Source organism: Pseudarthrobacter phenanthrenivorans (genome assembly GCF_036455295.1).
Lineage (GTDB): Bacteria > Actinomycetota > Actinomycetes > Actinomycetales > Micrococcaceae > Arthrobacter > Arthrobacter phenanthrenivorans_C.
In genome coordinates this window covers 133,592-159,643 of the sequence record NZ_JAYXNX010000001.1, presented here as the reverse complement: position 1 = coordinate 159,643, position 26,052 = coordinate 133,592, and the positions used below count along the sequence as shown (strand labels likewise).

22 protein-coding genes are annotated in these 26,052 nt (G+C 68.0%); 12 read left to right on the top strand and 10 right to left on the bottom strand.

The genetic code is table 11. The annotated features are described in order from the left end of the window. Nucleotides 1-53 precede the first annotated feature (53 nt). The 3 genes from VXJ37_RS00715 (at nucleotide 54) to VXJ37_RS00705 (ending at nucleotide 3,631) form a co-directional block, all read left to right on the top strand. Nucleotides 54-1,736, top strand: coding sequence for an alkaline phosphatase D family protein (locus tag VXJ37_RS00715; protein WP_331321158.1), 1,683 nt, complete (start codon nucleotides 54-56; stop codon nucleotides 1,734-1,736). Between the two features lie 172 nt (nucleotides 1,737-1,908). Beyond that, nucleotides 1,909-2,700 carry a histidine phosphatase family protein gene (locus VXJ37_RS00710; RefSeq protein WP_331321157.1) on the top strand — a complete coding sequence of 264 codons (792 nt, stop codon included), beginning with the start codon at nucleotides 1,909-1,911 and terminating at the stop codon, nucleotides 2,698-2,700. Beyond that, the gene (locus tag VXJ37_RS00705) at nucleotides 2,684-3,631 is read left to right on the top strand and encodes an NAD(P)H-hydrate dehydratase (protein ID WP_331321156.1); all 948 of its coding nucleotides are present in this window, start codon (nucleotides 2,684-2,686) and stop codon (nucleotides 3,629-3,631) included. Before VXJ37_RS00710 ends, VXJ37_RS00705 begins: the two co-directional genes overlap by 17 nt. 175 nt (nucleotides 3,632-3,806) lie before the next feature. Here VXJ37_RS00705 and VXJ37_RS00700 read toward each other — a convergent pair whose 3' ends face one another. From VXJ37_RS00700 to VXJ37_RS00690, 3 genes are all read right to left on the bottom strand, one after another. Beyond that, on the bottom strand, nucleotides 3,807-4,229 hold the full coding sequence (locus VXJ37_RS00700; protein ID WP_331321155.1) for an Hsp20/alpha crystallin family protein: 423 nt from the start codon (nucleotides 4,227-4,229) through the stop codon (nucleotides 3,807-3,809). Nucleotides 4,230-4,802: 573 nt separating this feature from the next. Then, nucleotides 4,803-6,449 (bottom strand): FAD-dependent monooxygenase, encoded by a 1,647-nt coding sequence (locus VXJ37_RS00695; RefSeq protein ID WP_331321154.1) that lies wholly within the window; start codon nucleotides 6,447-6,449, stop codon nucleotides 4,803-4,805. Nucleotides 6,450-6,462: 13 nt separating this feature from the next. Then, nucleotides 6,463-7,026 carry a hypothetical protein gene (locus tag VXJ37_RS00690; protein ID WP_331321153.1) on the bottom strand — a complete coding sequence of 188 codons (564 nt, stop codon included), beginning with the start codon at nucleotides 7,024-7,026 and terminating at the stop codon, nucleotides 6,463-6,465. Nucleotides 7,027-7,171: 145 nt separating this feature from the next. Here VXJ37_RS00690 and VXJ37_RS00685 point away from each other — a divergent pair, with 145 nt between their 5' ends. From VXJ37_RS00685 to VXJ37_RS00675, 3 genes are all read left to right on the top strand, one after another. Beyond that, a complete protein-coding gene (locus VXJ37_RS00685) occupies nucleotides 7,172-9,388 on the top strand; it encodes a S9 family peptidase (RefSeq protein WP_331321152.1) in 2,217 nt (738 codons plus the stop codon). A gap of 145 nt (nucleotides 9,389-9,533) precedes the next feature. Further along, the gene (locus tag VXJ37_RS00680; protein ID WP_331321151.1) at nucleotides 9,534-9,740 is read left to right on the top strand and encodes a DUF2945 domain-containing protein; all 207 of its coding nucleotides are present in this window, start codon (nucleotides 9,534-9,536) and stop codon (nucleotides 9,738-9,740) included. A gap of 4 nt (nucleotides 9,741-9,744) precedes the next feature. Next, on the top strand, nucleotides 9,745-10,941 hold the full coding sequence (locus tag VXJ37_RS00675; RefSeq protein ID WP_331321150.1) for an NAD(P)/FAD-dependent oxidoreductase: 1,197 nt from the start codon (nucleotides 9,745-9,747) through the stop codon (nucleotides 10,939-10,941). Here VXJ37_RS00675 and VXJ37_RS00670 read toward each other — a convergent pair. Together VXJ37_RS00670 and VXJ37_RS00665 are read right to left on the bottom strand one after the other, a co-directional pair. After that, nucleotides 10,938-11,504, bottom strand: coding sequence for a GNAT family N-acetyltransferase (locus VXJ37_RS00670; protein WP_331321149.1), 567 nt, complete (start codon nucleotides 11,502-11,504; stop codon nucleotides 10,938-10,940). The genes VXJ37_RS00675 and VXJ37_RS00670 overlap by 4 nt on opposite strands. Nucleotides 11,505-11,509: 5 nt before the next feature. Further along, entirely contained in the window at nucleotides 11,510-12,670 is a 1,161-nt protein-coding gene (locus VXJ37_RS00665) for an acetate kinase (RefSeq protein ID WP_331321148.1), read from the bottom strand. Between the two features lie 139 nt (nucleotides 12,671-12,809). Here VXJ37_RS00665 and VXJ37_RS00660 point away from each other — a divergent pair, with 139 nt between their 5' ends. Further along, nucleotides 12,810-13,100: a hypothetical protein gene (locus tag VXJ37_RS00660; protein WP_331321147.1), complete on the top strand. Its 291-nt coding sequence runs from the start codon at nucleotides 12,810-12,812 to the stop codon at nucleotides 13,098-13,100. 68 nt (nucleotides 13,101-13,168) lie between these two features. Here the strand turns inward: VXJ37_RS00660 and VXJ37_RS00655 are convergent, their stop codons facing one another. The 4 genes from VXJ37_RS00655 to VXJ37_RS00640 all read right to left on the bottom strand — a co-directional run bounded on the left by VXJ37_RS00655 (nucleotide 13,169) and on the right by VXJ37_RS00640 (nucleotide 18,149). Continuing rightward, nucleotides 13,169-14,377 carry a fumarylacetoacetate hydrolase family protein gene (locus VXJ37_RS00655; protein ID WP_331321146.1) on the bottom strand — a complete coding sequence of 403 codons (1,209 nt, stop codon included), beginning with the start codon at nucleotides 14,375-14,377 and terminating at the stop codon, nucleotides 13,169-13,171. Continuing rightward, nucleotides 14,374-15,918, bottom strand: a complete 1,545-nt coding sequence (locus VXJ37_RS00650) for an aldehyde dehydrogenase (NADP(+)) (RefSeq protein ID WP_331321145.1) — start codon at nucleotides 15,916-15,918, stop codon at nucleotides 14,374-14,376. The genes VXJ37_RS00655 and VXJ37_RS00650 overlap by 4 nt, the downstream gene beginning before the upstream one ends. After that, a complete protein-coding gene (locus tag VXJ37_RS00645; protein ID WP_331321144.1) occupies nucleotides 15,915-17,261 on the bottom strand; it encodes an L-fuconate dehydratase in 1,347 nt (448 codons plus the stop codon). The genes VXJ37_RS00650 and VXJ37_RS00645 overlap by 4 nt, the downstream gene beginning before the upstream one ends. Before the next feature lie 165 nt (nucleotides 17,262-17,426). Then, nucleotides 17,427-18,149 carry a GntR family transcriptional regulator gene (locus VXJ37_RS00640; RefSeq protein WP_307308435.1) on the bottom strand — a complete coding sequence of 241 codons (723 nt, stop codon included), beginning with the start codon at nucleotides 18,147-18,149 and terminating at the stop codon, nucleotides 17,427-17,429. A gap of 243 nt (nucleotides 18,150-18,392) precedes the next feature. On the opposite strand from VXJ37_RS00640, the gene VXJ37_RS00635 reads away from it, so the two are divergent. Next, nucleotides 18,393-19,724: an MFS transporter gene (locus VXJ37_RS00635; RefSeq protein ID WP_331321143.1), complete on the top strand. Its 1,332-nt coding sequence runs from the start codon at nucleotides 18,393-18,395 to the stop codon at nucleotides 19,722-19,724. 117 nt (nucleotides 19,725-19,841) lie between these two features. Here VXJ37_RS00635 and pta read toward each other — a convergent pair whose 3' ends face one another. Continuing rightward, nucleotides 19,842-21,929, bottom strand: coding sequence for a phosphate acetyltransferase (pta, locus tag VXJ37_RS00630; protein ID WP_331321142.1), 2,088 nt, complete (start codon nucleotides 21,927-21,929; stop codon nucleotides 19,842-19,844). A 269-nt stretch (nucleotides 21,930-22,198) separates the two neighbouring features. Here pta and VXJ37_RS00625 point away from each other — a divergent pair, with 269 nt between their 5' ends. From VXJ37_RS00625 to VXJ37_RS00610, 4 genes are all read left to right on the top strand, one after another. Beyond that, the gene (locus tag VXJ37_RS00625) at nucleotides 22,199-22,669 is read left to right on the top strand and encodes a hotdog fold thioesterase (protein ID WP_331321141.1); all 471 of its coding nucleotides are present in this window, start codon (nucleotides 22,199-22,201) and stop codon (nucleotides 22,667-22,669) included. A 7-nt stretch (nucleotides 22,670-22,676) separates the two neighbouring features. Then, the gene (paaK, locus tag VXJ37_RS00620; RefSeq protein WP_331321140.1) at nucleotides 22,677-24,062 is read left to right on the top strand and encodes a phenylacetate--CoA ligase PaaK; all 1,386 of its coding nucleotides are present in this window, start codon (nucleotides 22,677-22,679) and stop codon (nucleotides 24,060-24,062) included. 61 nt (nucleotides 24,063-24,123) lie between these two features. Continuing rightward, a complete protein-coding gene (locus VXJ37_RS00615; protein WP_331321139.1) occupies nucleotides 24,124-24,795 on the top strand; it encodes a TetR/AcrR family transcriptional regulator in 672 nt (223 codons plus the stop codon). A gap of 102 nt (nucleotides 24,796-24,897) precedes the next feature. Further along, the gene (locus VXJ37_RS00610) at nucleotides 24,898-26,040 is read left to right on the top strand and encodes a S1C family serine protease (RefSeq protein ID WP_331321138.1); all 1,143 of its coding nucleotides are present in this window, start codon (nucleotides 24,898-24,900) and stop codon (nucleotides 26,038-26,040) included. Nucleotides 26,041-26,052: the final 12 nt, after the last annotated feature.

Below are 26,052 nucleotides of genomic sequence, written 5' to 3'. Positions count from 1 at the left end.
CCGGTTCACCGGCAGGATGATGTTTGTGCGTCCGCTGCCGGAAACCTGAGGGCATGACCTCCAACCTTCATGTTTCACGCCGCACCGTCGTTAAGGGCTCCGTCCTGGCCGCCGCCCTCGCATCCGTCCCCGCCGCAGCCCAGGTAAGCCAGGCCACCCCGTCGGGCGTCGCGCTGGTGCGCAACCGGCTCACCCTGCCCAGCGGCATCGCCACCGGCGACGTCACCTCCGACTCGGCCGTGCTGTGGTCCCGGGCCTCGGGCGCCGGCCGGATGACGGCGGTCCTGCGTGCGGTGGACGACGGCGGCGAGGTCCTGCGCGGGCGCGGCGCCTTTGAGCGGATCCTCCGCGGCCCCCGCGCCACCCAAGCGTCCGACTTCACCGCCAAGATCCACGCCGGGAACCTGCCGTCCAACACCAGGTTCGCCCTGGAGATCAGCTTCGAGGACGACGGCGGCGCGGCCAGTGAGACCGTCCGCGGCAGCTTCCGGACGGCCCCCGACGCCGGCACGGTCAACGGCAAGGGCCGCACCGGTGCCACGGGCAACAGCGGCGACGTCCCGGCGCCGTCAGGGCAAAGCTTCGTGTGGACGGGCGACACCGCCGGCCAGGGGTGGGGCATCAACGAGGAGATCGGCGGCATGCGCGGCTACCGGGCGATGCACCAGACCCGTCCGGACTTCTTCATCCACTCCGGCGACACCATCTACGCGGACGGGCCGATCGCCGAGTCGGTGGTGGAAAAGGACGGCCAGGTGTGGCGGAACCTGGTGACCCCTGAGGTCTCCAAGGTGGCCGAGACGCTGACCGAGTTCCGCGGCCGGCACCGCTACAACTCCATGGACGCGAACATGCGCGCCCTGTTCGCGGACGTACCCGTAATCGCCCAATGGGATGACCACGAGACCCACAACAACTGGTACCCGGGCCAGATCCTGGATGACTCCCGCTACACCGTCCGTGACGTGAACACCCTCGCCGCCCGCGGCCGGCAGGCATGGCAGGAGAACATGCCCATCGCGGACAGCTCCGCCATCTGGCGCCCGGGAACCTTTGACGACGCCGGCCAGTACCAGCCGGCGCGGATCTACCGGAAGATCTCCCGCGGCCCGCAGCTGGACATCTTCTGCCTGGACATGCGCACCTACAAGTCGCCCAACACCGATGGCAAGGAACCCTACGCCACCGCCATCCTGGGCCAGGAACAGGTGGACTGGCTGGTCAGCGAGGTCTCCAAGTCCAAGGCGACCTGGAAGGTCATCGCCAACGACCTCCCGCTGGGTGTAGTGGTCCCGGACGGCCCGGTGAACGAAGAGAGCGTTTCCAACCGCGACGACGGCGCCCCCTTGGGCCGTGAGCTGGAGCTCGCCGGGGTGCTGAGCGCATTCAAGCGCAACGGCGTGAAGAACACTGTGTGGCTGACCGCGGACGTGCACTACTGCGCTGCCCACCACTACTCCCCGGAGCGGGCCGCCTTCACCGACTTTGATCCGTTCTGGGAGTTCGTGGCCGGTCCCATCGCCGCCGGTTCCTTTGGCCCCAACAGCATGGACGGCACGTTCGGCCCCGAGGTGGTGTTCTCCAAGGCAGGGCGTTTTGCCGGTGAGTCCCCGCGTGACGGCGAAAACCAGTTCTTCGGCCACGTCCAGCTGGGCGAAGACAACAGCTTCACGGTGAGCCTCCGCAACGCCAACGGGGCGACCGTGTTCTCCCGGACGCTGACGCCCGAACGGTAGCCCGGGTTCGGGCCACTTTCTGTAGCCATCGCGACGGCGGCCGCGCACCCAGGGTGCGCGCCCGCCGTCGTCCGTTATTTTCCGCCGCCCCCTGGGTACGCCGTTGGTAGTGCTCCTGCATTCGGCACGGCATCGGGCACGGTTAGGTGAACGGCGAGGACGGGGTGGTTTTTTGACGGGCGGATCTTCGAACGACGACGGACTGACCGAAGCGGTCCAGGAGGCCGGAGCGGTGGAGCTGCTCCTCATCCGGCATGGTGAGAGTGAAGGCAACGTTGCGGCCACGGAAGCCCGCGAGGCCGGTGTGGAGGTCATCCAGGTTCCCGCCCGCGACGCCGACGTGGACCTGTCCGGAACCGGCAGGGACCAGGCCAAGGCGCTGGGCACGGCGCTGGGGCGGATTGCCCCGGACCTCCGCCCGGACGCGGTGGTGTCCTCCCCTTACGCGCGGGCCCGGCAGACGGCCGAGATTGCCGTGGAAACGGCCGGCTGGCCCCTCCAGGTGACCATTGATGAGCGGCTGCGGGACCGCGAGCTGGGCATCCTGGACCGGCTCACCCGGCTGGGCGTGGAGAACCGCTACCCCGAGGAATCCGAACGCCGGGAGTGGCTGGGGAAGCTGTATTACCGCCCGCCCGGAGGGGAATCGTGGGCGGACGTGGCGCTGCGGCTCCGGTCCGTGCTGGCGGAACTGAACAACCTTGGCACCGGCCACCGGGTGATGCTGGTATGCCACGACGCCGTGATCATGCTCTTCCGGTATGTGCTGGAAGGACTCAGCGAGGAGGAACTGCTGGACCTTGCCGCCAGGGAGGCCATCCTCAACGCCTCGGTGACCCGGTTCGTCCGGCCCTCCGGCGTGGGGCCGTGGACGCTTGAGAGCTTCAACGTGGCCGACCACCTGGCCGAGCAGGGCGTGACGGTCACCCAGCACGCGGGAGATACCAATGTCCGGCCGCGGTGATGCTTCCGGCGCCACCCTCGTGACGCCGTCCCTTTTGCGGGAGTGGCCGCTGCCGGCGCCGGGCGGGGACAAGTATTCCCGCGGCTCGGTCCTGGTGGTGGGCGGGGCCCGTGCCACCCCCGGCGCAGCCCTGCTGGCCGGGACAACGGCCCTGCGGGCAGGGGCCGGGAAACTCACGCTGGCCGTTGCAGAGTCCGTCTCCGCGCAACTCGCGGTGGCTCTTCCGGAATGCGGTTCCATCGGACTCCCGGAGACTGCCGGAGGGTCGGTCAAGGCGGATCTGGACCCCATGTCCTCCTACCTGGACCGGGCGGACACCATTCTGGTGGGGCCCGGCCTGGATGATCCCGACCTTGCAGGGGAACTGCTTGAGGCGATGCTCAAGCGCGAGACCGGCGGTGGTCCGGACGCTCCCGGCCGGAGCGGCGGCGACGCCGGGAGGGGAGGAGGGCCCACCGTCGTCCTCGATGCCTACGCCCTGGGCGCCCTGGTGCCGCTGGAGGACCAGCTGGATCCCTGGCGCGGCCGGCTGATCCTCACTCCGAACCCCACGGAGGCGGCCATCCTGCTGGGGCGGGACGTGGACGAACTCGAAAAAGACCTGGCCGAGATCTCCGAACGGTACGGTGCCGTGGTCAGCTGCCAGGGCCTCATCACCCAGCCGTCCGGACCGGACCGGGACGGTCCCGGGCTGTGGAAGATCACCACCGGGCACGGCGGGCTGGGCACCTCCGGCAGCGGCGACGTCCTGGCCGGAGCCATCGCAGGGCTCCGGGCCCGCGGAACCACCGGCGCACAGGCAGCATGCTGGGGAACCCACCTGCACGCAGCCGCAGCGGACCGGCTGGCCATCCGGCTGGGGCCACTGGGGTTCCTGGCCCGAGAACTTGCCGACGAACTGCCGGCGCTGATGCTGGAATTCAGCGTCTGACAAACGGGAACCGCCCCTTAACCGCGGACGGCCCCGGCCGAAGCCAGGGCCGCCGTGTCGGAAGGTTAAGGCCTTAGCTGCCGATGCGCTGTCTGGCGCTGTGGCGTGCACAGAATGGCGATTCGCCCCAAAAAGGCAGTCAACAGATCTGCCCGCCTTCCGAGCCTGTGTGAAACTAAGCGGCGATTTCCTGCTTTGCCCCCTTCGTTTCGATCTCAATCTTGCGCGGCTTGGCCTTTTCGGCGACCGGGATCCGCAGCGTCAGGACGCCTGCGTCGTAGCTGGCCTTCACATGCTCGGTGTCCAGCGTGTCACCGAGGATCAGCTGGCGGCTGAAGACGCCGCGCGGCCGCTCAGCGGCAATGAGTTCGGTGTCCTTGCCCATGGGATCAGGGCGCTCGGCCCGCACCGTCAGGACATTCCGTTCAACGTCCAGGTCCACCGATTCCACGTTCACGCCGGGCAAATCAAAGGCCACGACGAACTCCTGGTCCTCACGCCATGCATCCATTGGCATTGCCGCCGGGCGTGCAGCCGTGCCGAGGACCTGCTGGGCCAGCCTGTCCAGCTCGCGGAACGGATCGGTTCGCATCAACATGGCTTCCCTCCTCGTAAGAGACGGTCCAACACAATTTCCGTATCAGCCGATCTGTAGTGGCTGATACAGATTTTTTAGCACTGGTGAAGCAGGTCCGCAAGGGTCCGGAGGCCGGATTTCTCAAGAATTTCCGCCCCTCCCAGGACAGCGAAAAGGGGCCTTCCACCCCTGCCTGCGCAACGGTGGAAGGCCCCCTTCACTGGTTCGCGGTTCAGTCCCGCGTGGGGTCCGGGCGCAACGGGGCCGGGCCCGGATCGGGCACGGGCAGCGGACCCGGGGCCGGTGGTGCCGGGAACGGATTGGGGGACGGCGGACCGGGCGGCCGCGGCTGCGTGGGGTCCGGGGACGTGGGCTCCGGGCCGGGATCCGGCGGAAACGGCTCAGGTTCGTGCACTGGCGGGATGGTCATGGAACTTCCCCTCTCACACTGGGCGGATGTGCCTTGAACTGACCAGCCTACGCTTGCCGTCCGCCCGCAACCACCCTCCCCTCCCCCAGGTTGCTCCATCACATTTGGTCCCTAAAGGCCCGCTTTAGGAGCCATAACTGATGGAGCATCACGACGGCGGGGGGTTACCTCCGGTCCCCGGGCTCCGGTCCCTGGGCCACGCCCACCAGCCGGAGCCAGTGGTGCAACTGGCCTGCGTCCGCATCGCCGCAGCGGAACCCCACGTATCCGTCGGGGCGTACGGCGACCACCCCACGGCCGGGATGGCTGGTGAGCCGGTGGACGTGGAGCAGTTGCCCCTGCAACGGCGCCTGTCCCTCCGTGACCGGGACGGTGGGGCCGGCGCCCAGGGTGGCCGGGCCGGCGTCGCGCTCCAGGAAAAGGTGGATCCCCGGTGCGGCGGTGAGGTCGTGAAGGCGCGTGGGCCGGCCGCCCACGGCAGCCGGTGCATCCGGCAGCCGTTCCCCCGGCCGCGGCCATCCGGCGGCCCGGGGCGTTGCATCGCACGACAGGGGGCTGCCCCGGTAGTGCACGAACGGCTGGGCCAGCAGCCGGATCCCCTTGGACGTCAGCCACCGCTGCCGGAGTACCAGCGGCAGTGCCGGAGCAAGCACCGGCAGGATACTGCGCGCCAGGCGCGCCACCGGATAGGGCGAGGCCTCCCCAAAAAAGATGACGTGCGTCAGGGCCAGCACCCGCCGGGCGGCAGGGCGCCGCTCCTGCCCGTAGCTCCCGAGAAGCTCCGGGAGCGGCCTGCCCGCCGTCGAGGCGAACCCAAGCTTCCAACCCAAGTTGAGGGCGTCGAGGATGCCGTTGTTCATGCCCTGGCCCCCGGCCGGGGAATGGGCGTGCGCGGCGTCACCGGCCAGGAAGACGGGATCGTTGCCGAACGTACTGGCGATCCGGTGCTGCAGCGGCACCTGAGCCGACCACCGCACCCCGCGGACAACCGCGCCCAGCCCGGAATTATGCACCAGGCCCACCACCTCCTCCCCGGGGACAGCCGGGCCCAGCTGGCCGAAACGGGCACCTGGCGGCGGCACCGCCGGCCGGGTGGCCAGCATCCGCCACGCGGCCCCCTCCCCCAGCGCGAACAGGAAGACCAGCCCGGCGCTCCCCACCGCGACGTGCAGCAGCCCGGGGTCCAGGGGTCCGTCAAGCTCCAGATCGCCCATGACTGCGTCCACCCCATACGGGCCCCCGCGCCACCGTGCCCCGATGAGGCCGCGAACGGTGCTGGACTGGCCGTCACAGCCGGCCAGGAACCGGCTGCGGTGCTGTTCCCGCCCACCGTCCGCCCGGTGGAGCTCAGCGTGCACCAGCCCGGGTCCGGAGGCCACCGGCTTGTCCCGGTGCAGCCCGTGGAACCGGACGCCCCAGTCCACCCCCACGCCGCGGGCCTGCAGCGCCTGCCAGAGAACGTCCTCGACGTCGGCCTGCCGGACCAGGGTCAGGTGCGGGAACGCCGTATCCGGCAGGTCCGCGCGGCCCAGCCGGGCCTCGACAACGCGGCGGCCCACGTGGATGCGCGCTTCGGGGGTGGTATCCGCACGGTTGAGCAACTCATCGGTCACGCCCAGCGGGCGGAGCCCCTCCAGTGCCCGGGCGTGCATCATCATGGCCCGGGACGGCCGGATCCGGTGCTGCCGCCGGTCCACCACCCGCACCGACGCCCCGTGCGCATGGGCCTGGAGGGCGGTGGCGAGCCCGGCCGGACCGGCGCCCACCACTAAGACGTCCGAGTCCGTCGTCGTGCCCTTCGAGGCTGCCATTCGGGGCCGGCCGTCACGCCTGCGTGAGGAGACGCCACCAGGCGTGGTCGGACTGCGGCAGTCCCTGCATCCGCGCAGGATTGGCAACCACCTCGTCGCGGCGGAGTCCGGGCAGGACCTTGTAACTGATGGACCCGGGAACACTCACCAACTCCAGGACGCGCCAGAGGGCTGCAGCGTACCGGTGCGCCCGCTCGGCGCCATCCCATTCGTACAGCCCGCGGTAGGCGCCGAACGTGTCGTGGGCACACCAGAGCTTGGAGACATAACCCGGGAAGCCCACAAAGAGGGGAGTGTTCAGGATGCTTTCCGCTTCGAACAGGCGATGGGCGCTGCCCCGCACCCACCGCAGCGTGAAGGCCACTACAAGGACGCAGGGTTCGGCGGCCTGGTGTTCCACGGTGGTCTCCCGGTACACCCGCGACGTGCTTCCGTCCGCGAACCGCAGCACCCTGCCCACGTTGTCTTTCGGGAAGTGCACCTGCCTGCGGGCCAGCATTACGCAGGCCCTGCCCACGCAGCCGGCAACCGCCAGGCAGGCCTTGGCCCGGGGATCTGGTCCGGAGTCCGGGGTCATGGCGCTTCCTTTCATCACAGCTTTTGGAGTGCCTTCCCAGCCTGACGGGGACAGCGGACGCATCCCAGAGTCTTTCGGCCCGTCGCGTCTCCCCCGTCAGCGAACGCCCGGCCGACTTGTGCAGGGTGGTCTATATATTGATTCCATGACCTCCACATCCCTGCAGGACTCCCCCGGCACTGCTGTCCCGGTTCCCCCGGTTGCCAAGAAGATCCCCACCGAACGCACCCACCACGGGGAAACGTTCGTGGACAACTACGAGTGGCTGCGGGACAAGGAATCGCCGGAAGTCGTGGAGCACCTGCGCGCCGAGAACGCGTACCAGGAAGCTGTCACCGCGCACCAGGAACCGCTCCGCGAGGCCATCTTCCGGGAGATCAAGGGCCGCACCCAGGAAACAGACCTTTCCGTCCCGCACCGCAAGGATGGCTGGTGGTACTTCAGCCGCTCCGCCGAGGGCAAGGAGTACGGCATCCACTGCCGGGTGCAGGCGCAGGACAGCGGGGACAAGGTGGCCGACTGGACGCCGCCGGCCGTTGAGCCCGGAGTGGAAATCCCCGGCGAGGAGGTCCTGCTGGACGGCAACGCCGAAGCTGAAGGCAAGCCCTTCTTTTCCGTGGGCGGCACCGCCGTCACCGTCGACGGGAACCTCTACGCCTACGCCGTGGACAACTCCGGCGACGAACGCTTCACGCTCCGGATCAAGGACCTGCGCACCGGCGAACTGCTGCCGGACACCATCGAAAACATCTTTTACGGGGTTGCGTTCTCCCCGGACGGAAGCCGCCTCTTCTACACGGTGGTGGATGAATCCTGGCGGCCTTACCAGGTGAAGGCGCATGTCCTGGGCACCCCCGTGTCCCACGACGTGGTGGTGTACCAGGAGGACGATCCCGCCATGTGGCTGGGCTTCGAACTCTCCGCCGACCGGCGCCACCTGGTACTGGGGATCGGATGCTCGGAGTACAGCGAAACCAGGCTGCTGCGCTTTGACGACCCCTCCGGAACCATCACCACCGTCATTCCCCGGGACGAGCGCATCCTCTACGAAGCCGAGCCCTTCCTGCTCGACGGGCAGGAACGCATCCTGCTCACGCACAACCGCGGGGCCATCAATTCCATGGTCTCCCTGGCTGACCCGGCCGAGCTGGAAAAGCCGCTGGACGAACAATCATGGCAGACCGTCGTCGAACACTCCCGCGACGTCCGCGTCAACGGCGCCGGCGTCACCGCCACGCACCTCATCGTCTCCATCCGCAAGGACACCATCGAACGCGTCCAGGTGATGGGGCTGCCCGGACTGGGGACGCCGTCGCAGCAGGCGCCCGTGGAACCGGCCTTCGACGAAGAGCTCTACACCGCGGGCGTGGGCGGCTCCGACTACCACGCCCCCGCGATCCGGCTCGGCTACACCTCCTACTTCACGCCGTCGCGCATCTACGACTTCGTCCTGCCCACTCCCCAACTGCCCGCCGGCGAATTGCTGCTGCGGAAGGAGAGCCCCGTACTGGGCGGTTACGACGGCAGCGACTACATCGCCACCCGGGAGTGGGCGACGGCCGCAGACGGCACGCGTATCCCGCTGTCCGTCCTGCGGCACAAGGCAGTCAAACAGGATTCGACGGCGGCAGGCCTGGTGTACGGCTACGGTTCCTATGAGATGAGCATGGATCCGGGATTCGGCATCGCCCGCCTGTCCCTGCTGGACCGCGGCGTGGTGTTCGTGATTGCCCACATCCGCGGCGGCGGCGAGCTGGGCCGGCACTGGTATGAGGACGGGAAGAAGCTCACCAAGAAGAACACCTTCACCGACTTCGTGGACGCCACCGACTGGCTCGCAGCTTCGGGCTGGGTGGACCCCTCCCGGATCGCGGCCCTGGGCGGTTCGGCCGGCGGCCTGCTCATGGGCGCAGTGGCCAACATGGCGCCGGAAAAGTACGCGGCCATCGTGGCGCAGGTGCCGTTCGTGGATCCGCTCACCAGCATCCTGGACCCGGACCTGCCGCTGTCCGCACTGGAGTGGGAGGAATGGGGAAACCCCATCACAGACCCCCAGGCCTACGCCTACATGAAGTCCTACTCCCCCTACGAGAACGTGCGGGAGGTGGCCTACCCCAAGATCGCCGCCGTCACATCCTTCAACGACACCCGGGTCCTCTACGTGGAGCCGGCAAAGTGGGTGCAGGAACTGCGGAACAAGACCACAGGGTCCCAACCCATCGTGATGAAGATCGAGATGGACGGCGGCCACGGCGGTGCCTCCGGCCGCTACGTGCAGTGGCGTGAGCGGGCCTGGGACTACGCGTTCATCGCAGATGCCCTGGGCGCCACCGAACTGCTGCCGGGAGCGGGCGTGAAGTAACCCATCGATTGCTCCCTTGTTGTCCTTTTGGACCCGCTAAACGACAGGTACGGAGCAATCGATGTGAAACGTCGTACCCGAAAAAGCTAACCATGCTTACTATTATTGGGCACTTGTTTTCCGCAGGAATACCAGAGGAGCAGGCATGTCACTGAGCAAGGGAACCCGCGTGGAGTGGAACACTTCGCAGGGCAGGACGCACGGCAGGATTGTGGAAAAGAAGACCGGCGACTTCGAGCTCGACGGCAATACGCACCGGGCGAGCGAGGATGAGCCGCAGTACGTGGTGGAATCGGAAAAAACCGGGGCGCGTGCAGCGCACAAGGCGTCCGCGCTGACCGAGAAGAAGTAGCGCCATGGCTGCCCAGCATGAGGTGGTGATCATTGGCGGCGGCAACGCAGGGGTGTCGCTGGCAGCACGGCTGGAGCGGTACGGGGTCAAGGACGTTGCGCTGATCGAGCCCAAGGACCACCACCTGTACCAGCCCTTGTTCTCGCACATCGCCGGTGGCCGGGCACAGGCCCAGGAAGCTATCCGTCCGCAGGAATCGGTAACACCCAACGGCGTCACCTGGATCCGGGATGCCGCCGTCGACGTTGACGCCAATGCCAACACGGTCACCCTGGCGTCCGGGACCCGGGTGGGCTACGGCCAGCTGGTGGTATGCCCGGGGCTGCAGTACGACTGGAACGCGGTGCCCGGCCTGGCCGACGCCGTGCATTCCCCCTACGGCGCCTCCCACTACGAGTTCGACCTCGCCCCCAAGGCGTGGACCCTGCTCAGCGGCCTGACCTCCGGGACGGCCATCTTCACCATGCCTGCCGGCCCCATCAAGTGCGGCGGCGCAGCGCAGAAACCCATGTACCTTGCCTGCGACTACTGGCGCTCCCGCGGGGTCCTGGACAGGATCCGGGTGGTGATGGTCCAGCCGTATCCCACCGTCTTCGGTATTCCTGAGGTGGACCGGGAACTGGACCGCAAGATCGCCGAGTACGGGATCGAACTGCGCACCAACAGCGAATTGGTGGCTGTCAGTCCTTCCGGCCGGCGGGTCACCATCCGGGACAACGCCGCGAACACCACTGAGGACCTGACGTACGACGTCCTGAACGCTGTCCCGCCACAGTCCGCGCCGGACTGGCTCAAGGCCACCGACCTGCCGGCCCACGGGGACGCGGGCGGGTTCGTGGAAGTGGACCGGCAGACGCTGCGGCATCTCCGGTATCCCAACGTATGGTCCCTGGGCGACGCCGCCGGCACCACCAACTCCAAGTCCGGCGGCGCGCTGCGCAAGCAGACCAAGGTGGTGGCCAAGAGCCTGGTGGCAGCCCGCAAGGGCAAGCCGCTGCGCGCCAAGTACAACGGCTACTCGGTATGCCCGTTCACGGTGTCCCGGGACACGGTGGTGTTCGCCGAATTCGACGACCGCTACCGGCCCATGCCCACCATCCCGCGCGTGCCCACCTGGAACGAAAGCAAGCTGTCCTGGGTGGTGGACCGGGACCTGTTTCCCAGGATCTACTGGAACCTGATCCTCAAGGGCCGGGCTTAGGGCTGGCTGCGGAACCCGATCCGCCACTCATCGGCAAGGACGGCGTAGACCAGTTCGGTGGCCCACTGCCCTTTGTAGTGCCACTTATCGACGTGCCGCGCCTCCAGCCGCATGCCCAGCCGGGTGCACAACGACGCTGAGGCCACGTTGAGCTCATCCAGCCGGGCTTCGATCCGGTGCATGCCCAGGTCCTCGAAGCCCAGCCGCAGGACTGCCTGGGCGGCTTCCGTGCCATAGCCCTTGCCGCGGGCTCCGGGCGCCAGCGTCCACCCTACTTCGCCCTGCCCGCGTCCCGGCAGCCATTTGAGCACAACCTCGCCCTGCAGCCCGGGTTCATCGGCGGCCTCGATGGCGAGGGCCACCCAGTCCCCCTCCTTCTCGAAGACAAAGTTTGCATACCGCCCCACCCGCTCCATGGACTGGGTGTAGGTCTTGGCCGGGCCTGGAAGGTACCGTGCAGTGTCCGGCATCGAGTGGTATGCATGGAACGCATCCAGGTCGCGGCCGTCGAAGCGGCGCAGGACCAGCCGGTCGGTGCGGATGGGCAGGGAGATGGCGGGCATGCGCGTCAGCGGGCGGCGGAGACGACGGCGGCCGTCGCTTCCGCAATGGCGCGCTCCTCGTCCGTGGGAACCACCAGGACGGGGATGGCGGAGGACTTCGTGGAGATGACGCGCGGTTCCTTGGACCGCACGGCGTTCAGGCCGCCGTCGAGCTCGATGCCCAGGGCGCCCAGCCGGTCCGTCACCTGCGCCCGGAACTGCTGCGAGTTCTCGCCGATCCCCGCGGTGAACACCAGCGCCTTGGCCCCGCCAACGGCCACGTGGTAGCCGCCGATGTACTTGGCCAGCCGATAGGACGCGACGGCGAGCGCCATTGAGGCGCGTTCGTCGCCGGCCTCCGAGGCCTCCACCACGGAGCGCATGTCGTTGTTCCCGGCCAGGCCCTTGAGCCCCGATTCGCGGTTCAGCATGGTGTCGATGTCCTCGGGAGACCAGCCGGCCCGGCCCAGGAACACCAGGATGGACGGGTCCAGGTCGCCCGAGCGGGTGCCCATCACCAAACCCTCGAGCGGGGTGAAGCCCATGGAGGTGTCCACGGAGTGTCCGCCGCGGATGGCAGTGACGGACGCGCCGTTTCCCAGGTGGGCGATGACGGCGTCGAATTCCTCAATGGGGAGGTCCAGCAGCGCCGCCGACCGCCGCGCCACGTACTCGTGGGAGGTGCCGTGGAAGCCGTAGCGGCGGATGCCGTGGTTCGTGTAGAGCTCGTCCGGGACGGCGTAACGCCACGCGTGCTCGGGCAGGGTGCGGTGGAAGGCGGTGTCGAACACGGCCACCTGCGGCATCTTGGGCCACTTTTTGGTGATGGCGCGGATGCCCAGGACGTTGGCGGGGTTGTGCAGCGGCGCCAACGGGTTGAGCCGCTCAATGGCGCGGGTAATCTCGTTGTCCACCAGCACGGGCTCGGAGAACCGTTCTCCGCCGTGGACCACCCGGTGCCCCACCGCACCGAGCTCCAGGCCGCCCAGCTCGTGGTGGATGGCCGCGTCCACCTGCTCCAGGGCCTCCGCATGGTCCCGCGGGCCCACCGGCTCGCCGTCGCCACCGCCGCCGTTGCCCATGCCGATCTTCTCGATCAGTCCCTCGGTGAGAACCGTCCCGGCGGCCACATCCCTGACCTGGTATTTGAGCGATGACGAACCGGAATTGATGACGAGCACGAGCATGCGGTGGCCTCCTCAGCCTGGCGTCTGCAGTTCAAACCCCACTATATGTGGCCCGCTTCCCCTGCCGTTCCTTGCGGATGGGGACCAGCTGTGCCTATGGTCGGCGGACAAGGCTGGACCACGCCGAGAGGACAATTCCATGACGAACGAGCCCAATTCGATCGACGAGAACGACCCCACCAACACGGGATCCAGCAGCACCGCCCCGCTCAACGCGCAGCCGGACTCAGGCAGCAAACAGGATCCCACGGGGGTGGAGGGCGCCAACCCGGCCCTGGACGACACCGGCCACCTCAAGGCCGCCGAGACCGGGGAAGCGCCGGAAGCGCCGGAGAACCGGGAAGACCTGGACTTGACGCCGCAGGGCCTCTCCGGCGAACCGGCCAAGCAGGAGGACCCGGAGAGCCTGGCCAAGCCGGACAACAGCTGATTCCCCGCACTAAAAGGACGACGCCGGCACTCACCCGAGTGCCGGCGTCGTCCTCTTGCTGTGGCGGGCTAGGCCCGTGCTGCCTGTCGCTGCCTCGCCAGGTACTCGAAAAGGCGGCGGAGGCCGAAGGTCCATTCCGGCAGTTCCTCGCACGGGCCCACCGTATTGACGAGGGCACCGAGGTGGCGGCTGCGGATGGTGACGGTGTCGCCGTGCTTGTGGGTGAAGCCCTGTCCCGGCTCGTCCCGGTCCTGCGTGGGCGCAAACAGGGTCCCCGTGAACAGCGCGAAGCCGTCCGGATACTGATGGTGCTTGCCGTGGGTGGCGGCCACCAGCTCCTCGAAGGGCCTGCTGATCCGGGAGACGCTGTTCCGGCCCTCCAGCAGGTACCCGTCCGGGCCGTCCACGCGGAGCAGGATCTCCTCATCGCGCAGCATGTCCAGGGTGAAGTTCCCGTCGAACAGCCTGATGAACGGGCCCAGGGCGCTGGACGCGTTGTTGTCCTTGGCCTTGCCCAGCAGCAGGGCGCTCCTGCCTTCCACGTCCCGAAGGTTCACGTCGTTGCCCAGCGTCGCGCCCACCACGCGCCCGCCGGAGGTGGCAATGAGGACCAGCTCCGGTTCCGGGTTGTTCCAGGACGAAAAGGCCGGGATCCCGATTCCAGCGCCGAGTCCCACCGATGACAGGACGGGCGCCTTGGTGAAGACTTCGGGGTCCGGGCCGATCCCTACCTCCAGGTACTGGGACCACAGCCCTTCAGCGACCAGGATCCGCTTGGCTTCGGCCGCCTCCGCGGAGCCGGGCCGCAGGTCGGCGAGGCTTCCGCCCAGCGCCCTGCCCACCAGCTCCCGCACTTCCGCAGCCCGGCCGGCATCTCCCGCGCAGCGCTCCTCAATGACCCGCTCGATCATGCTGTCCACGAACGTCACGCCGCAGGCCTTGATGACCTGGAGGTCGATAGGCGCCAGGAGCCTGGGCGCGTTGCCCTCCACCGAAGCGTCCCCGGCCAGGGAGGCGTGGACGACGTCGGCAGTCGCCCAGCGCGGTTCGGCCAGGGTGGGATCCAGCAGGGCAGAGCGGACGGCGGCTGCCGGGTCCGGCAGTTCCATGAGCTCGGCAACGGTGGCCGCCAGCCGGTGCAGGTCGAAGACCGTGCCCCCGCTGACGGCGACCACGCGCGGGCCGCCCGTTTCCACATCCCAGACCCGGCCGATGAGCAGGGCCTGGTCCGCGTCCTCGGGAAGGACAGACCGCACTGCCTCGGACACCGGGCTCATGACTGCCCCTCCTTCCCGGCTTCGGCCCTGACGGCGCCTTCGACGGGGTGCTGCCACACGCCGTCGACCCTTTGCGGGACGCGCCAGGGGTTGCTGTCCTGCAGTGGCGCGGGCAGCCGCGACGCAGGGAATGACTGGTACGCCACCGGGCGGAGGAAACGGCGGATGGCCGCCGTCCCCACGGACGTGGTGTTCGAGGTGGTGGCGGGGTAGGGGCCGCCGTGGTGCTGGGCGTAGCTGACCGTGACGCCGGTGGGCCAGCCGTTCCACAGAACGCGCCCGCTGATGTCTGCCAGCCGGGCAGCGAGCTCGGAGACGTCGTCGTCCTCCTCGGCCTGGAGGGTGGTGGTCAGCTGCCCTTCCAGCAGCCCTGCCAGCCCGGGCAGCTCAGCCGGGTCCCGGTACTCCACCACCAGGCTGGCCGGGCCGAACATTTCCTGCCGCAGCAGCCCGGGGTTTTTCCGGACCTCCTCCGACGTCGTGTGCAGGACCGTGGGGGCCGGTTCCTCCGCGAAGTCACCTTCCAGCAGGACCCGCACTCCCCCGCTGTCCCGGAGTGCGGCCACGGCGTCGGCGTAACCGGCGTGCAGGCGGTCGCTGAGGAGCCGTGCGGGGGCGAACCCTGCCAGCGCCTCCGTAAGCTGGCCGTGGATGCCCTCCGCGTCGCCGGCAGGGACGAACAGCAGTCCCGGCTTGGTGCAGAACTGGCCCATTCCCAGGGTGAAGGAGCCGGCGTAGCCGTTGAGGATCTCCGCGCGCCGGGTTGCCCATGCCCTGGGCGCCACGAAGACGGCGTTGATGCCGCCCAGTTCACCGAAGAACGGGATGGGTTCGGGCCGGGCGGCGATCCTGTTGAGCAGGGCACGGCCGCCCGCGGTGGAGCCGGTGAAGCCGACCGCCTTGACCAGGGGATGGTCCACCAGGGCCTCACCCGCCTGGCGGCCGGTCACCATGGAGAAGAGGCCCGACGGCGCCCCGGCAGCTTCCAGGGCCCCGGTCACCACGCGGGCGGTGCGGGCGGCGAGTTCGCGGTGCGCGTCGTGGGCCTTGTGCACCACGGCGCAGCCGGCTGCCAGTGCCGAGGCGCTGTCCCCGCCCATCACGCTGAACGCAAAGGGGAAGTTGGAGGCGCCGAAAACCCCCACCACGCCGAGGGGTACGTTGTACCGCCGGAGGTCCGGGCGCGGGCCCATGCCCCAGGCGGGGTCGTCGTGGTCGATGGTGGCGTCGAAGTGCTCGCCGCTGCGGATTTCCGCCGCGAACAGCCGCAGCTGGAAGACGGTCCGCTTCAGTTCGCCCTCCAGCCGGGCGGTACCCAGGTGGGTTTCCCGGACGGCTGTTTCCACCAGCCCGTTGGCGTCCTGCTCCAGGCCTGCGGCGAGCGCCTCGAGCCACCGTGCGCGGGTGTCCGGGTTTGCCGGGCGGGCCTGGTCAAAGGCGGCTGCCGCGGCTTCCACGGCGGCGTCCCGGGCACCGGGGGTGGTGGGTCCGCCGGGATGCTCCGTGGCCAGGCCGACGGCGGCACCGGCTCCGGCGGTCATCGTCCGGCTCCGGCTGGGGCCAGGGCCGCGCCGGTGACGGCGGCGCGGTTGCCCACTTCCTGCCACCCGGCGCCGTTGGGGAATTCCCAGTGGGCGCGGGAGGTGCTGAACATCTCCGCGCCCGTGCCCGGCAGTTCGGGTGCAGCGTAGCGGCCGCTGATGATCCGGACGGGTTCGGCAAAGTGTTCATGCAGGTGGTCCACGAATTCGATCATGCGGTTTTCCTGGCTCCGGCCCACTACGGCGTAATCGAAGAAGGAGAAGTGCTGCACCAGCTCGCACAGGCCCACGCCTCCTGCATGCGGGCAGACCGGCACTCCGAATTTGGCGGCCAGCAGCAGGATGGCGATGTTCTCGTTGACGCCGGCCACGCGGGTGGAGTCGAGCTGCAGCACGTCGATTGCGCCGGCCTGGAGCAGCTGCTTGAAGACGATGCGGCTGGCTACGGCTTCACCGGTGGCAACCCGGACGGGTGCCACGCCCTTGCGGATTTCGGCATGGCCCAGGACGTCATCGGTGCTGGTGGGTTCCTCGATCCAGTAGGGGTCGAACTCTGCCAGCTGGTTGACCCACTCAATTGCCTCGGATACTTCCCACCGCTGGTTGGCGTCGATGGCGATGGGCAGGCCGCCCACGGCTTCGCGGGCCAGGGCCATGCGCCGGCGGTCATCGTCGATGTCCCCGCCCACCTTGAGCTTGATCATGGAGAAACCCTCAGCCGCAGCCTCCTTGCTCAGCCGGACCAGCTTCTCGTCGCTGTAGCCCAGCCAGCCAGGGGAGGTGGTGTAGGCGGGGAAACCGTTGGCCTTGAGTTCGGCAATGCGCTGGGCCTTGCCGTCCTGGCCGGCACGGAGGATTTCGAGCGCTTCCTCCGGGCTGAGGGCGTCGCGGATGTGGGTGAAGTCCACCACGCTGACCAGTTCCTCCGGTGTCATTTCGGCAAGGAGGAGCCACAGCGGCTTGTTGTCCCGGCGGGCACGGATGTCCCAGAGGGCACTGACCAGGGCGCCGCAGGCCATTTGCGTCACACCCTTCTCGGGGCCAAGCCAGCGCAGCTGGGAGTCGTGGATGAGGAGCCTGGACGCTGCGCCGAGGTCGCTGATCAGCTCGTCGATGTCACGGCCCACCAGCAAGCGGGCGTACGCGTCAATGGCGGCTGTCAGGATTTCGTTGCCGCGGCCGCAGCTGAAGACGAAGCCGTGGCCCTCGTCGCCCGCATCGGTGCGGATGACCACGTAGGCGGCGGAGTAATCAGGGTCTACGTTGACCGCGTCTGAACCGTCAAGCTCAAGGGACGTGGGGAAGCGGACGTCCTGGGTGGTGATGGACGTGATGGAAGGCATGGATCTCAACTTTCGGAGCAGAACTGGAGAAGGGAAAGATTCGATTCCTATACGAATTTATAAAATCATATAGGACAGGTGATTCAGGTCAAGCCCTTACCGGCTGCAGCCACTCCGGAAACGCGACAGCCCCGCCCTTCGCAGGCCGGGGCTGTTCGCCAATACCTAGGTGATGATGCGCCTGCGCGGCGGCCCGCTGTCCTCCAGCGGCGGCAGTTCACCCTCGAAGGCCTGGGCGAAGCGGTCGAACGAGTTGCGGATATGGGTGGTCATGGCCGCCTCGGCCCGCTCGGGATCACACGCCTCGATCGCTTCCCGGACGGCCGTATGCTCAGCCACCGTAATGGCGCCGTCAACGTCCGCCGGGTACAGCCGGAAGGTGTGCAGGTGGCAGTGGGTCTGCGCAAAGGCATGCCGGACCACGGGGTTGCCGGATGCGGCCAGAATGGTGTCGTGGAAACGGGTGTCATGGGCTACCAGGTCCTGCCGCAGGTCCTTGCTCCGCTTCATGACGGCCCGGAAGCTGCCCAGCTCCTTCTCCAGCGAACCGGCCGGATTGGCAAGGCGGTCCACGGCAGCGGCGCGGGCTGCCCACGGCTCCACCAGGAGCCGGAACTCAAACAGCGAGCGCAGCTCCGGCAGGTCCAGCAACGGGGTGGTGCTGTAGCCGCGGCCCGGGTTGTAGACCACCAGGTTGTCGCCCTCAAGCCGCTGCAGCACCTCACGGACGGGCGTTTGGGACACGCCCAGGCTGCGGGCAACGGCGTCGATGTTGATCCTGGTGCCGGGCGCAATCTCGCCTTCCAGGATGGAGGCACGCATCGCCGAATAGACATCGGGCACGGCTGCCTTGCCGCGGGAAGTTTCGGACGATTGACGTGGGGGCACGCGGTTACCTCTTGCACTGGGTTGGCTGGCACTGACGGGCGGGGAGTCGCTTGGGGGAATCATAAGCCACCGGGCGCCGCAGCCTTCACAGATGCATTTTTTCTGCCGGGGACTTGATCCGGATCACACTTTCTATATGATTAACCAGATTCCTATACGATTTCGGCGCCGAGCTCTTCTGCGCCTCCCCCTCCCACCCGTGCATCCCGCACCCGAAGCCATGTATCTGTCGAAGGAGACCGCATGACTACGCTCGGAAGTAAGACGTCCACCACCACCTCACCCCGGCAGCCCCGCCTCATGACCCGCAAACGCTGGGTGATCATCTGGCTTGCCTTCGTGGGACTCAGCATCAACTACCTTGACCGCTCCAGCCTCAGCGTCGCCCTGCCGTTCATGGGCAAGGACTTCCAACTCAGCGCCACCCAGCAGGGACTGATTTTCGCCGCCTTCTTCTGGGCCTACGACTTCTTCCAGCTCGCCGCCGGCTGGTACGTGGACAAGGTGGGTCCCCGCCGGTCGTTCTCGCTGGCGGCCCTCTGGTGGTCCGTCTTCACCATGGTCACCGCCGCAGCTTCCAGCTTCTGGTCCCTTTTTGCGGCCCGCTTCCTGCTGGGCGCCGGTGAAAGCCCGGCCCCCAGCACCGCCGCCAAAGTAGTGGCCACGTGGTTCCCGGTCCGCGAACGGGCGTTCGCCACCAGCATCTGGGATTCAGGATCACGGGTGGGAGCAGTGATCGCGCTGCCCATTGTCACCCTGATTGTCGCCTTCACGTCCTGGCATGCCGTCTTCATCATCATCGGCGTCCTCGGAATCATCTGGGCCGCCGTGTGGTGGAAGTACTACCGGAGCCCGGAAGAACACCCCAGCGCCAACGCTGCCGAAGTCAGCTACATCCAGGAGGGCGGTGCCCGCGGCTCGGCAAACGATGACGAAGGCGCAGCCAAGCTCCCCTGGCGTTCACTCTTCAAATACCGCGCCATCCTCAGCATGATGTTCGGCTTCTTCTGCCTGAACAGCGCCATCTACTTCTTCATCACGTTCTTCCCCAGCTACCTGGTCAAGGAACGTGGCTTCAATCTCCTCACGCTCGGCTTCTTCGGCGCCATTCCGGGCATCTGCGCCGTACTGTTCGGCTGGCTCGGCGGCTACCTTGCGGACCGTGCAGTACGGGCAGGATCCCCGGTCAGCAAGGTCCGCAAAACGGTCATCGCGGGCGGCCTGGCCGGCGGCTCGGTCATCATGTTCGCCGCGCTGGTCCCGGAAGCCTGGATGGCCCTGGCCCTGTTGTCCATCGCTTACTCCAGCCTCGCGGTGGCCGCCACCGGCATCTGGTCGCTCCCGGCCGACGTCGCCCCCAGCTCCCGGCACGTGGGCTCGATCGGCGGGCTCCAGAACTTCGCCTCCAACCTGGCCGGCATCTTCACGCCCGTCCTGATCGGTGTCCTGGTGGACCAGACGGGCTCGTTCGTCGCGCCGCTGGCCGTGATCGGGGCAATTTCCCTGATCGGCGCTGCCAACTACCTGTTCGTCATCGGCAAGATCGAGCCGCTGAAGGTCAAGGCAGCTGCCTAGGCGCTGTCCCAGCCCGCGAACAAGGACGACGCCGGCACCCACCCGGGTGCCGGCGTCGTCCGTTTGAAGTTTGCTGGTTGAGCGTGCCGAAACCCTGCAGGAAGGGTTTCGACAGGCTCACCCACCGATAGACGTGGGCGCCTGCGCCTGGATGGCCGTGATGGCCACCGTGTTCACGATGTCTTCCACGGTGCAGCCGCGGGAGAGGTCGTTGACCGGCTTCCGCAGCCCCTGCAGGACGGGCCCAACGGCCACGGCCCCGGAGCTCTGCTGCACGGCCTTGTACGTGTTGTTGCCGGTGTTCAGGTCCGGGAAGATGAACACCGTCGCCTGGCCCGCCACGGAGGAACCGGGCATCTTGGACGCGGCGATGGAGGCGTCCACCGCGGCGTCATACTGGATGGGACCTTCGACGGCGAGGTCCGGACGGCGCTCCCGTACCAGTTCGGTGGCCTGCCGCACCTCGTCCACGGCCTCGCCGGAGCCCGAACCGCCGGTTGAGTAGGACAGCATGGCCACGCGCGGCTCCACCCCAAACTGGGCGGCGGTCTCGGCGGACGCCAGGGCAATGTCCGCCAGCTGCTCCACGTTGGGATCCGGGTTCACCGCGCAGTCGCCGTAGACCAGCACGCGGTCCGGCATCAGCATCAGGAACACCGAGGACACGATCTTCACACCCTCACGGGTCTTCACGAACTCCAGGGCCGGCCGGATGGTGTGGGCGGTGGTGTGGGCCGCTCCCGAGACCATTCCATCCACCACGCCCAGCTGGACCATCATGGTGCCGAAGTAGCTTCCGTCCTGCATGATCTCCAGCGCTTTGGCCAGGTCCACGCCCTTGTGGGCCCGCAGCTCGGCATACTTCTCGGCGAACTTCTGCCGCAGGTCCGAGGTGGCGGGGTCGATGACATCGATGCCCGTGAGGTCGATGCCATTGGCGGCGGCCAGCTCCCGGACCTGGGACTCCGGGCCCAGGAGCGTCAGGTCGCAGACATCACGGCGGCGCAGGATCTCGGCCGCGCGCAGGATCCTGACATCGGTTCCCTCCGGCAGGACCACGTGCCGCCGCTGCGTCCGGGCGCGTTCGATGAGGTCGTGGAGGAACCGCAGCGGGGTCATCCGCTCCGCCCTGGGGAGGTGCAGGCGCTCCACCAGTTCGGCCTCGTCCACCCGGCGGGACCACAGTCCCAGGGCCGACGCCACCTTGCGCCGGTGGCCGGACCAGATCTCGCTGCGCACCTCGGACACCCGGCGGGCCGTCTGGTACGTATCCTCGTCCGCAGCGAACACCGGGAAGGGCGCCTGCGCCAGGAGCGGGTAGATGTTGGCGTCCGGGGCCAGGCCGCCGGTGAGGATAAGCGCCGATGCCACGGGAAACTCGGGCGAGAAGGAGGATGCCAGGCAGGCCACCATCACGTCGGCCCGGTCCCCGGGCACGATCACCAGCGCACCCTCGTCCAGGACGTTCAGGAAATTGCCCACATTCATGGCTGCCACCTTGATGTCCTTGACGTCGCGCTCCATGTCCGGGGTTCCGGCGATCTGCCGCACGCCCAGGGCCATGGCCACCTCGCCGGTGGTGGGCCGGGCGATCTCCTCCAGCTCGGGCAGGATGTACACAGGACGCCCGGAAGCACCTGGTTTCAAGGCAGCGGCGATGGCATCCAGGTCATCGGCATCCGCGCGGTTGACCATGATAGCCAGCAGTGCGCACTTTTCCGCGGCCAGTTCCTTGCGGGCAACCTCGACGGCGGCAGCGGTCTCGGGGACGGTCCTCCCCTTGGCACCCACCACGGCCACCACGGGCGTGGCGAGGTTGTTGGCCAGCCTGGCGTTGAGGTCGAACTCGACGGCGGCGTCCTGGCCCACCAGGTCCGTCCCCTCCACGATCACCACGTCGCAGTTGCGGGCGATGTCCGCGAAAATCTCCACGCACCGCGCATCGATCTCCGCCCGGTTCCCTTCCGCCAGCAGGGTCCGGACCTCGTCGTAGGTCAGGCCGCCGCGGCACCGGTCATCGTCCAGCGCAAACCGGGACCTCATCAGGGCCACCATGGGGTCATTGGCCGCCGACGGGCCGTGGACCACCGGCTTGAAGAAGCCGATCCTGTCCGCGTGCCGGTGCAGGGTGTCCGCCAGTCCCAGGGCGACCAGGGACTTGCCCGATCCAGGAGTGGTTGCGCTGACGTAGATGCCTTTGGCCATGGTCCGCCCTTTGCTGTTCTTGCCGGTGCCGGTTCCCCCATCCTTGCACTTCGATCCGCGCGCGGGGCACCTCTCCCCGCGTCGACTGCTCCGTAAACGTCGTTATGGGCACCGAAAAGGACGTTTACGGAGCAATCGATGAAGGGGGCCGGTCCATCCGCGGAAACGGTGCGACGCCGTCGCCGGTTATCCCCCGTCCCCTTGACAGCGGACCCCCTCATGGGATTACCTAATGAACATTCGGTAAATAAAGCTGGAGGCAATGACGCATGGCTGAGACCACCCTTTCCGGGGCCACCCACCCCATCCTGGAAAACGACTATGCCTCCGAATGGATGGGCATCGAGGTCCTCGCCGTCAGCGACGGCCACGCCACCATCCGGATGACCCTCCGGCAGGAAATGCTCAACGGTTTCGGCATGGCCCACGGCGGAATGATCTTCGCCTTCGGCGACACCGCGTTCGCCCTCGCGTGCAACCCCATCCAGCCTGCACCCGGCGAGGAAAACACCATCACCGTTGCCTCCGGCGTGGACATCAATTTCCTCAAGCCGGCGTTCCGCGGCCAGGTGCTCACCGCCGTCGCGGACCGCCGTTCCAGCGCCGGGCGCAGCGGCCTCTACGACATCCAGATCTTCGCCGCCGACGCCGGCGCGCCGGCACCCGCCAACCAGTCCAGTTCCCCGGGCGAGCTCATCGCCGAGTTCCGCGGACGCAGCCGCACCATCCCCAAGAAGTAGGAAAACCATGACCCTGCATGCCCCAGAATCCCCCGCCGCTGCCGTTTCCACCCCGGCGGACACCGAGGCGAACGCCGGCACCGACGCCGTCCTGGACCGCGAGGAAACCATTTCCCGCGACGAACTCGAAGCCCTGCAGCTCCAGCGGCTGCAGCACACCGTGGCCTACGCCTACGACCGCGTGCCGCTGTACAAGCGCAAGTTCGACGAAGCAGGCATCCACCCCACCGACCTGCGCGAACTGAGCGACCTTGGCAACTTCCCCTTCACCACCAAGGAGGACCTGCGCCAGGAGTACCCGTTCGGCATGTTCGCGGTGCCGCAGAACGAGGTGGCCCGCATCCATGCCAGCTCCGGCACCACGGGGCGGCCCACGGTGGTCGGCTACACCAAGCAGGACCTCGCCGACTGGGCCAAGCTCGTCGCCCGCAGCTTCCGCGCCTCCGGCATCCGTCCGGGTATGAAGGTCCACAACGCCTACGGCTACGGTCTGTTCACCGGCGGCCTCGGGGCCCACGCCGGCGCCGAAGCCCTGGGCTGCACTGTCATCCCCATGTCCGGCGGCCAGACCGAACGCCAGATCCAGCTGATCCAGGACTTCAAGCCGGATGCCATCCTGGCCACCCCCACCTACCTGCTCACCATCGCGGACGCCATGGCCCACATGGGCATCGACCCCGCCTCCACCTCGCTGAAGTTCGCCGTCCTTGGTGCCGAGCCGTGGACCCAGGAGATGCGGCACGAGCTGGAAGTCATGATGAACATCAAGGCCTGCGACATCTACGGCCTGTCCGAGGTCATGGGCCCCGGTGTCGCCGGCGAAGCTGTGGAGACCCAGGACGGCAGCCACATCTGGGAGGACCACTTCCGCCCCGAAATCATCGACCCCTTCAACCCGGCCCCGGGCAAGGAAAACGTCCTGCGCGACGGTGAACACGGCGAACTGGTCTTCACGTCACTGACCAAGGAAGCGCTGCCGATCATCCGGTACCGTACCAAGGACCTCACCCGGCTCCTGCCCGGCACGGCCCGCCCGGCACACCGCCGCATGGGCCGCATCACCGGCCGCAGCGACGACATGATCATCCTGCGCGGCGTGAACCTCTTCCCGTCCCAGATCGAGGAAATCGCCCTCCGCATCCCCGAGCTCAGCCCGCACTTCCAGCTCGAACTCACCCGCCCCGAAGGCCAGCGGATGGACCAGCTGACGGTGCGCATCGAGCGCCGGGACGCCGTCACCATCGAGCAGAGCACGACGGCGGCACGCACCTTGAAGGAACAGATCAAGATCCACGTGGGTTCTTCCTGCACCGTGGACGTGGTGGAGCCGGGTTCGCTGGAGCGGTCCAACGGCAAGCTGCGCCGCATCTACGACCTCCGCCCCAAGGCCTGAGTGTTTCGGTGGTGCTGCGCCGTCCCCGGACTTACCGACCGTTCGTGAGAAACTAGCCACTATGCCCAGCGCCAGCAGAACTGCCAGCACCACCGAAACCGCCAGCACCAACGGCAGCCCCGCCAACGGGACTGCCCTTAACGGCACGGCCAAGCGCGGCCGCCCCGGCTATGACCAGCAGTCGGTGCTCCGCATCGCCGTCGACGTCTTCAACCGGCACGGTTACGACGCCACCTCAATGGGCATCCTGGCCGAGAACCTGGGCATCTCCAAGTCCGCCATCTACCACCACGTGCCCTCCAAGGGCGACCTCCTCAAGCTCGCCCTCGACCACGCACTGGGCGGCCTCGAAGCGATCCTGGAGCAGCCGGAAGCCACCTCCGGGGCCGCTGACGCCCGGCTGGAGTTTGTGCTGCGCCAGACGGTGGCTGTCCTGGTGGACCGGCTTCCTTTCGTCACGCTGCTGCTGCGGCTGCGGGGGAACACCGAGATTGAACGGGACGCCCTGGAGCGGCGCCGCGCGTTCGACCACAAGGTGGCTGCGCTCATCTCAGCCGCCCGCGATGAGGGGTCGCTCCGCCAGGACATCGATCCGCGCACCGTCTCACGGCTGCTGTTCGGCATGATCAACTCGATCGTGGAGTGGTACAAGCCGGGCGGCCCCCTGTCCCCGGAACGGCTTGCCGACGACGTCATCACCATGGCGTTCGACGGCCTGCACGCGGACGCGTAGGCGGCCCCCTCCCGGAACGCCGGGCGGATAATAAGGGTGCTTGGTATTTTTCCCGCTCCCCCGCTACGGTGGTAGAAAGCCACCATCCGCAGGGAGGTCCTGATGAGCCAGGCCAGTGATCCGCAGCGTTCACGCCGCCTCCAGACGGTACTCGCCGCCGGGGTGCTCACAGCAGCCCTGGCACTGGGCGGATGCACCGGTACGCCAAGCCCTCCTGCACCCAGCGGCTCCTCCTCAAGCCCGGCGCCGTCGTCGGCCGCGGCCAGCTCCGCACCGGCGCCCGCCTCCGGTTCTGCCGCACCGGCAACCGGCGGGAGTGCTGACTCCGGCACGGCGTCGGGCAACCTGCCGCAACTCGTGGAGAACCTGTCGCCGTCCGTCGTCACCATCTTCACGCAAAGCGGCCTGGGCAGCGGTGTGGTGTACTCGGCGGACGGGCTGATCCTCACCAACGAACACGTCATCCACGGCGCCACCTCGGTTGAAGTGGGTTTCGCCGACGGGCAGCGCGTTGAAGGGACGGTGAAGGCCAGCGACGCCGTGACCGATCTGGCGCTGGTGCAGGCCAAGCGAACCGGCCTGCCGAAGCCCACGTACCAGAGCAACCTGCCCAAAGTGGGTGAGGGCGCCCTGGTCCTGGGCTCGCCCCTCGGCTTTGAGAACACCGCCACCGCCGGCATTATCTCCGGCCTGCACCGTTCCATCCCCGGCTCCGCGTCCAACAGCCTGTCGCTGGTGGACCTGATCCAGACCGACGCACCCATCAGCCCGGGCAACTCCGGCGGCGCTGTCATCAATATGCGCGGCGAGGTGATCGGCATCAGTGAGGCCTACATCCCGCCGTCCGCAGGGGCCGTTTCGCTGGGCTTCGCCATCCCCGCCGCCACTGCCGTGGACGTGGCGGAGGAACTGTTGGCCACCGGCACGGCCAAGCATGCCTACCTCGGCCTGACTCCCGGCGAGCTCACGGCGCAGATCGCCGCCCAGCTGGGCATCCAGGGAGGATCCGGGGTGGTGGTGCTCGCTGCCGACACGGACGGTCCGGCAGGCCGCGCGGGAATCCGTCCCGGCGACGTCCTGCAGTCCATGGAGGGCGTGCAGCTGACAACGCCTGAGACGCTCCTGACGGAACTGCGCAAGCACAACCCCGGCGACACCGTAGGCTTCAAGGTCAAGCGCGGCGACCAAAGCCTGGACATTAAGGTGGACCTCACCGACAGGCCCGCCACCACAACCACCCGATAGGAAGGAAAAGCA

Excerpts from the sequence above, each read along its gene's own strand:
- VXJ37_RS00715 (WP_331321158.1), top strand. The coding sequence starts at position 54 with ATGACCTCCAACCTTCATGTTTCACGCCGCACCGTCGTTAAGGGCTCC.
- VXJ37_RS00705 (WP_331321156.1), top strand. The coding sequence starts at position 2,684 with ATGTCCGGCCGCGGTGATGCTTCCGGCGCCACCCTCGTGACGCCGTCC.
- VXJ37_RS00700 (WP_331321155.1), bottom strand. The coding sequence starts at position 4,229 with ATGTTGATGCGAACCGATCCGTTCCGCGAGCTGGACAGGCTGGCCCAG.
- VXJ37_RS00695 (WP_331321154.1), bottom strand. The coding sequence starts at position 6,449 with ATGGCAGCCTCGAAGGGCACGACGACGGACTCGGACGTCTTAGTGGTG.
- VXJ37_RS00690 (WP_331321153.1), bottom strand. The coding sequence starts at position 7,026 with ATGACCCCGGACTCCGGACCAGATCCCCGGGCCAAGGCCTGCCTGGCG.
- VXJ37_RS00685 (WP_331321152.1), top strand. The coding sequence starts at position 7,172 with ATGACCTCCACATCCCTGCAGGACTCCCCCGGCACTGCTGTCCCGGTT.
- VXJ37_RS00680 (WP_331321151.1), top strand. The coding sequence starts at position 9,534 with ATGTCACTGAGCAAGGGAACCCGCGTGGAGTGGAACACTTCGCAGGGC.
- VXJ37_RS00675 (WP_331321150.1), top strand. The coding sequence starts at position 9,745 with ATGGCTGCCCAGCATGAGGTGGTGATCATTGGCGGCGGCAACGCAGGG.
- VXJ37_RS00670 (WP_331321149.1), bottom strand. The coding sequence starts at position 11,504 with ATGCCCGCCATCTCCCTGCCCATCCGCACCGACCGGCTGGTCCTGCGC.
- VXJ37_RS00665 (WP_331321148.1), bottom strand. The coding sequence starts at position 12,670 with ATGCTCGTGCTCGTCATCAATTCCGGTTCGTCATCGCTCAAATACCAG.
- VXJ37_RS00660 (WP_331321147.1), top strand. The coding sequence starts at position 12,810 with ATGACGAACGAGCCCAATTCGATCGACGAGAACGACCCCACCAACACG.
- VXJ37_RS00655 (WP_331321146.1), bottom strand. The coding sequence starts at position 14,377 with ATGAGCCCGGTGTCCGAGGCAGTGCGGTCTGTCCTTCCCGAGGACGCG.
- VXJ37_RS00650 (WP_331321145.1), bottom strand. The coding sequence starts at position 15,918 with ATGACCGCCGGAGCCGGTGCCGCCGTCGGCCTGGCCACGGAGCATCCC.
- VXJ37_RS00645 (WP_331321144.1), bottom strand. The coding sequence starts at position 17,261 with ATGCCTTCCATCACGTCCATCACCACCCAGGACGTCCGCTTCCCCACG.
- VXJ37_RS00635 (WP_331321143.1), top strand. The coding sequence starts at position 18,393 with ATGACTACGCTCGGAAGTAAGACGTCCACCACCACCTCACCCCGGCAG.
- pta (WP_331321142.1), bottom strand. The coding sequence starts at position 21,929 with ATGGCCAAAGGCATCTACGTCAGCGCAACCACTCCTGGATCGGGCAAG.
- VXJ37_RS00625 (WP_331321141.1), top strand. The coding sequence starts at position 22,199 with ATGGCTGAGACCACCCTTTCCGGGGCCACCCACCCCATCCTGGAAAAC.
- paaK (WP_331321140.1), top strand. The coding sequence starts at position 22,677 with ATGACCCTGCATGCCCCAGAATCCCCCGCCGCTGCCGTTTCCACCCCG.
- VXJ37_RS00615 (WP_331321139.1), top strand. The coding sequence starts at position 24,124 with ATGCCCAGCGCCAGCAGAACTGCCAGCACCACCGAAACCGCCAGCACC.
- VXJ37_RS00610 (WP_331321138.1), top strand. The coding sequence starts at position 24,898 with ATGAGCCAGGCCAGTGATCCGCAGCGTTCACGCCGCCTCCAGACGGTA.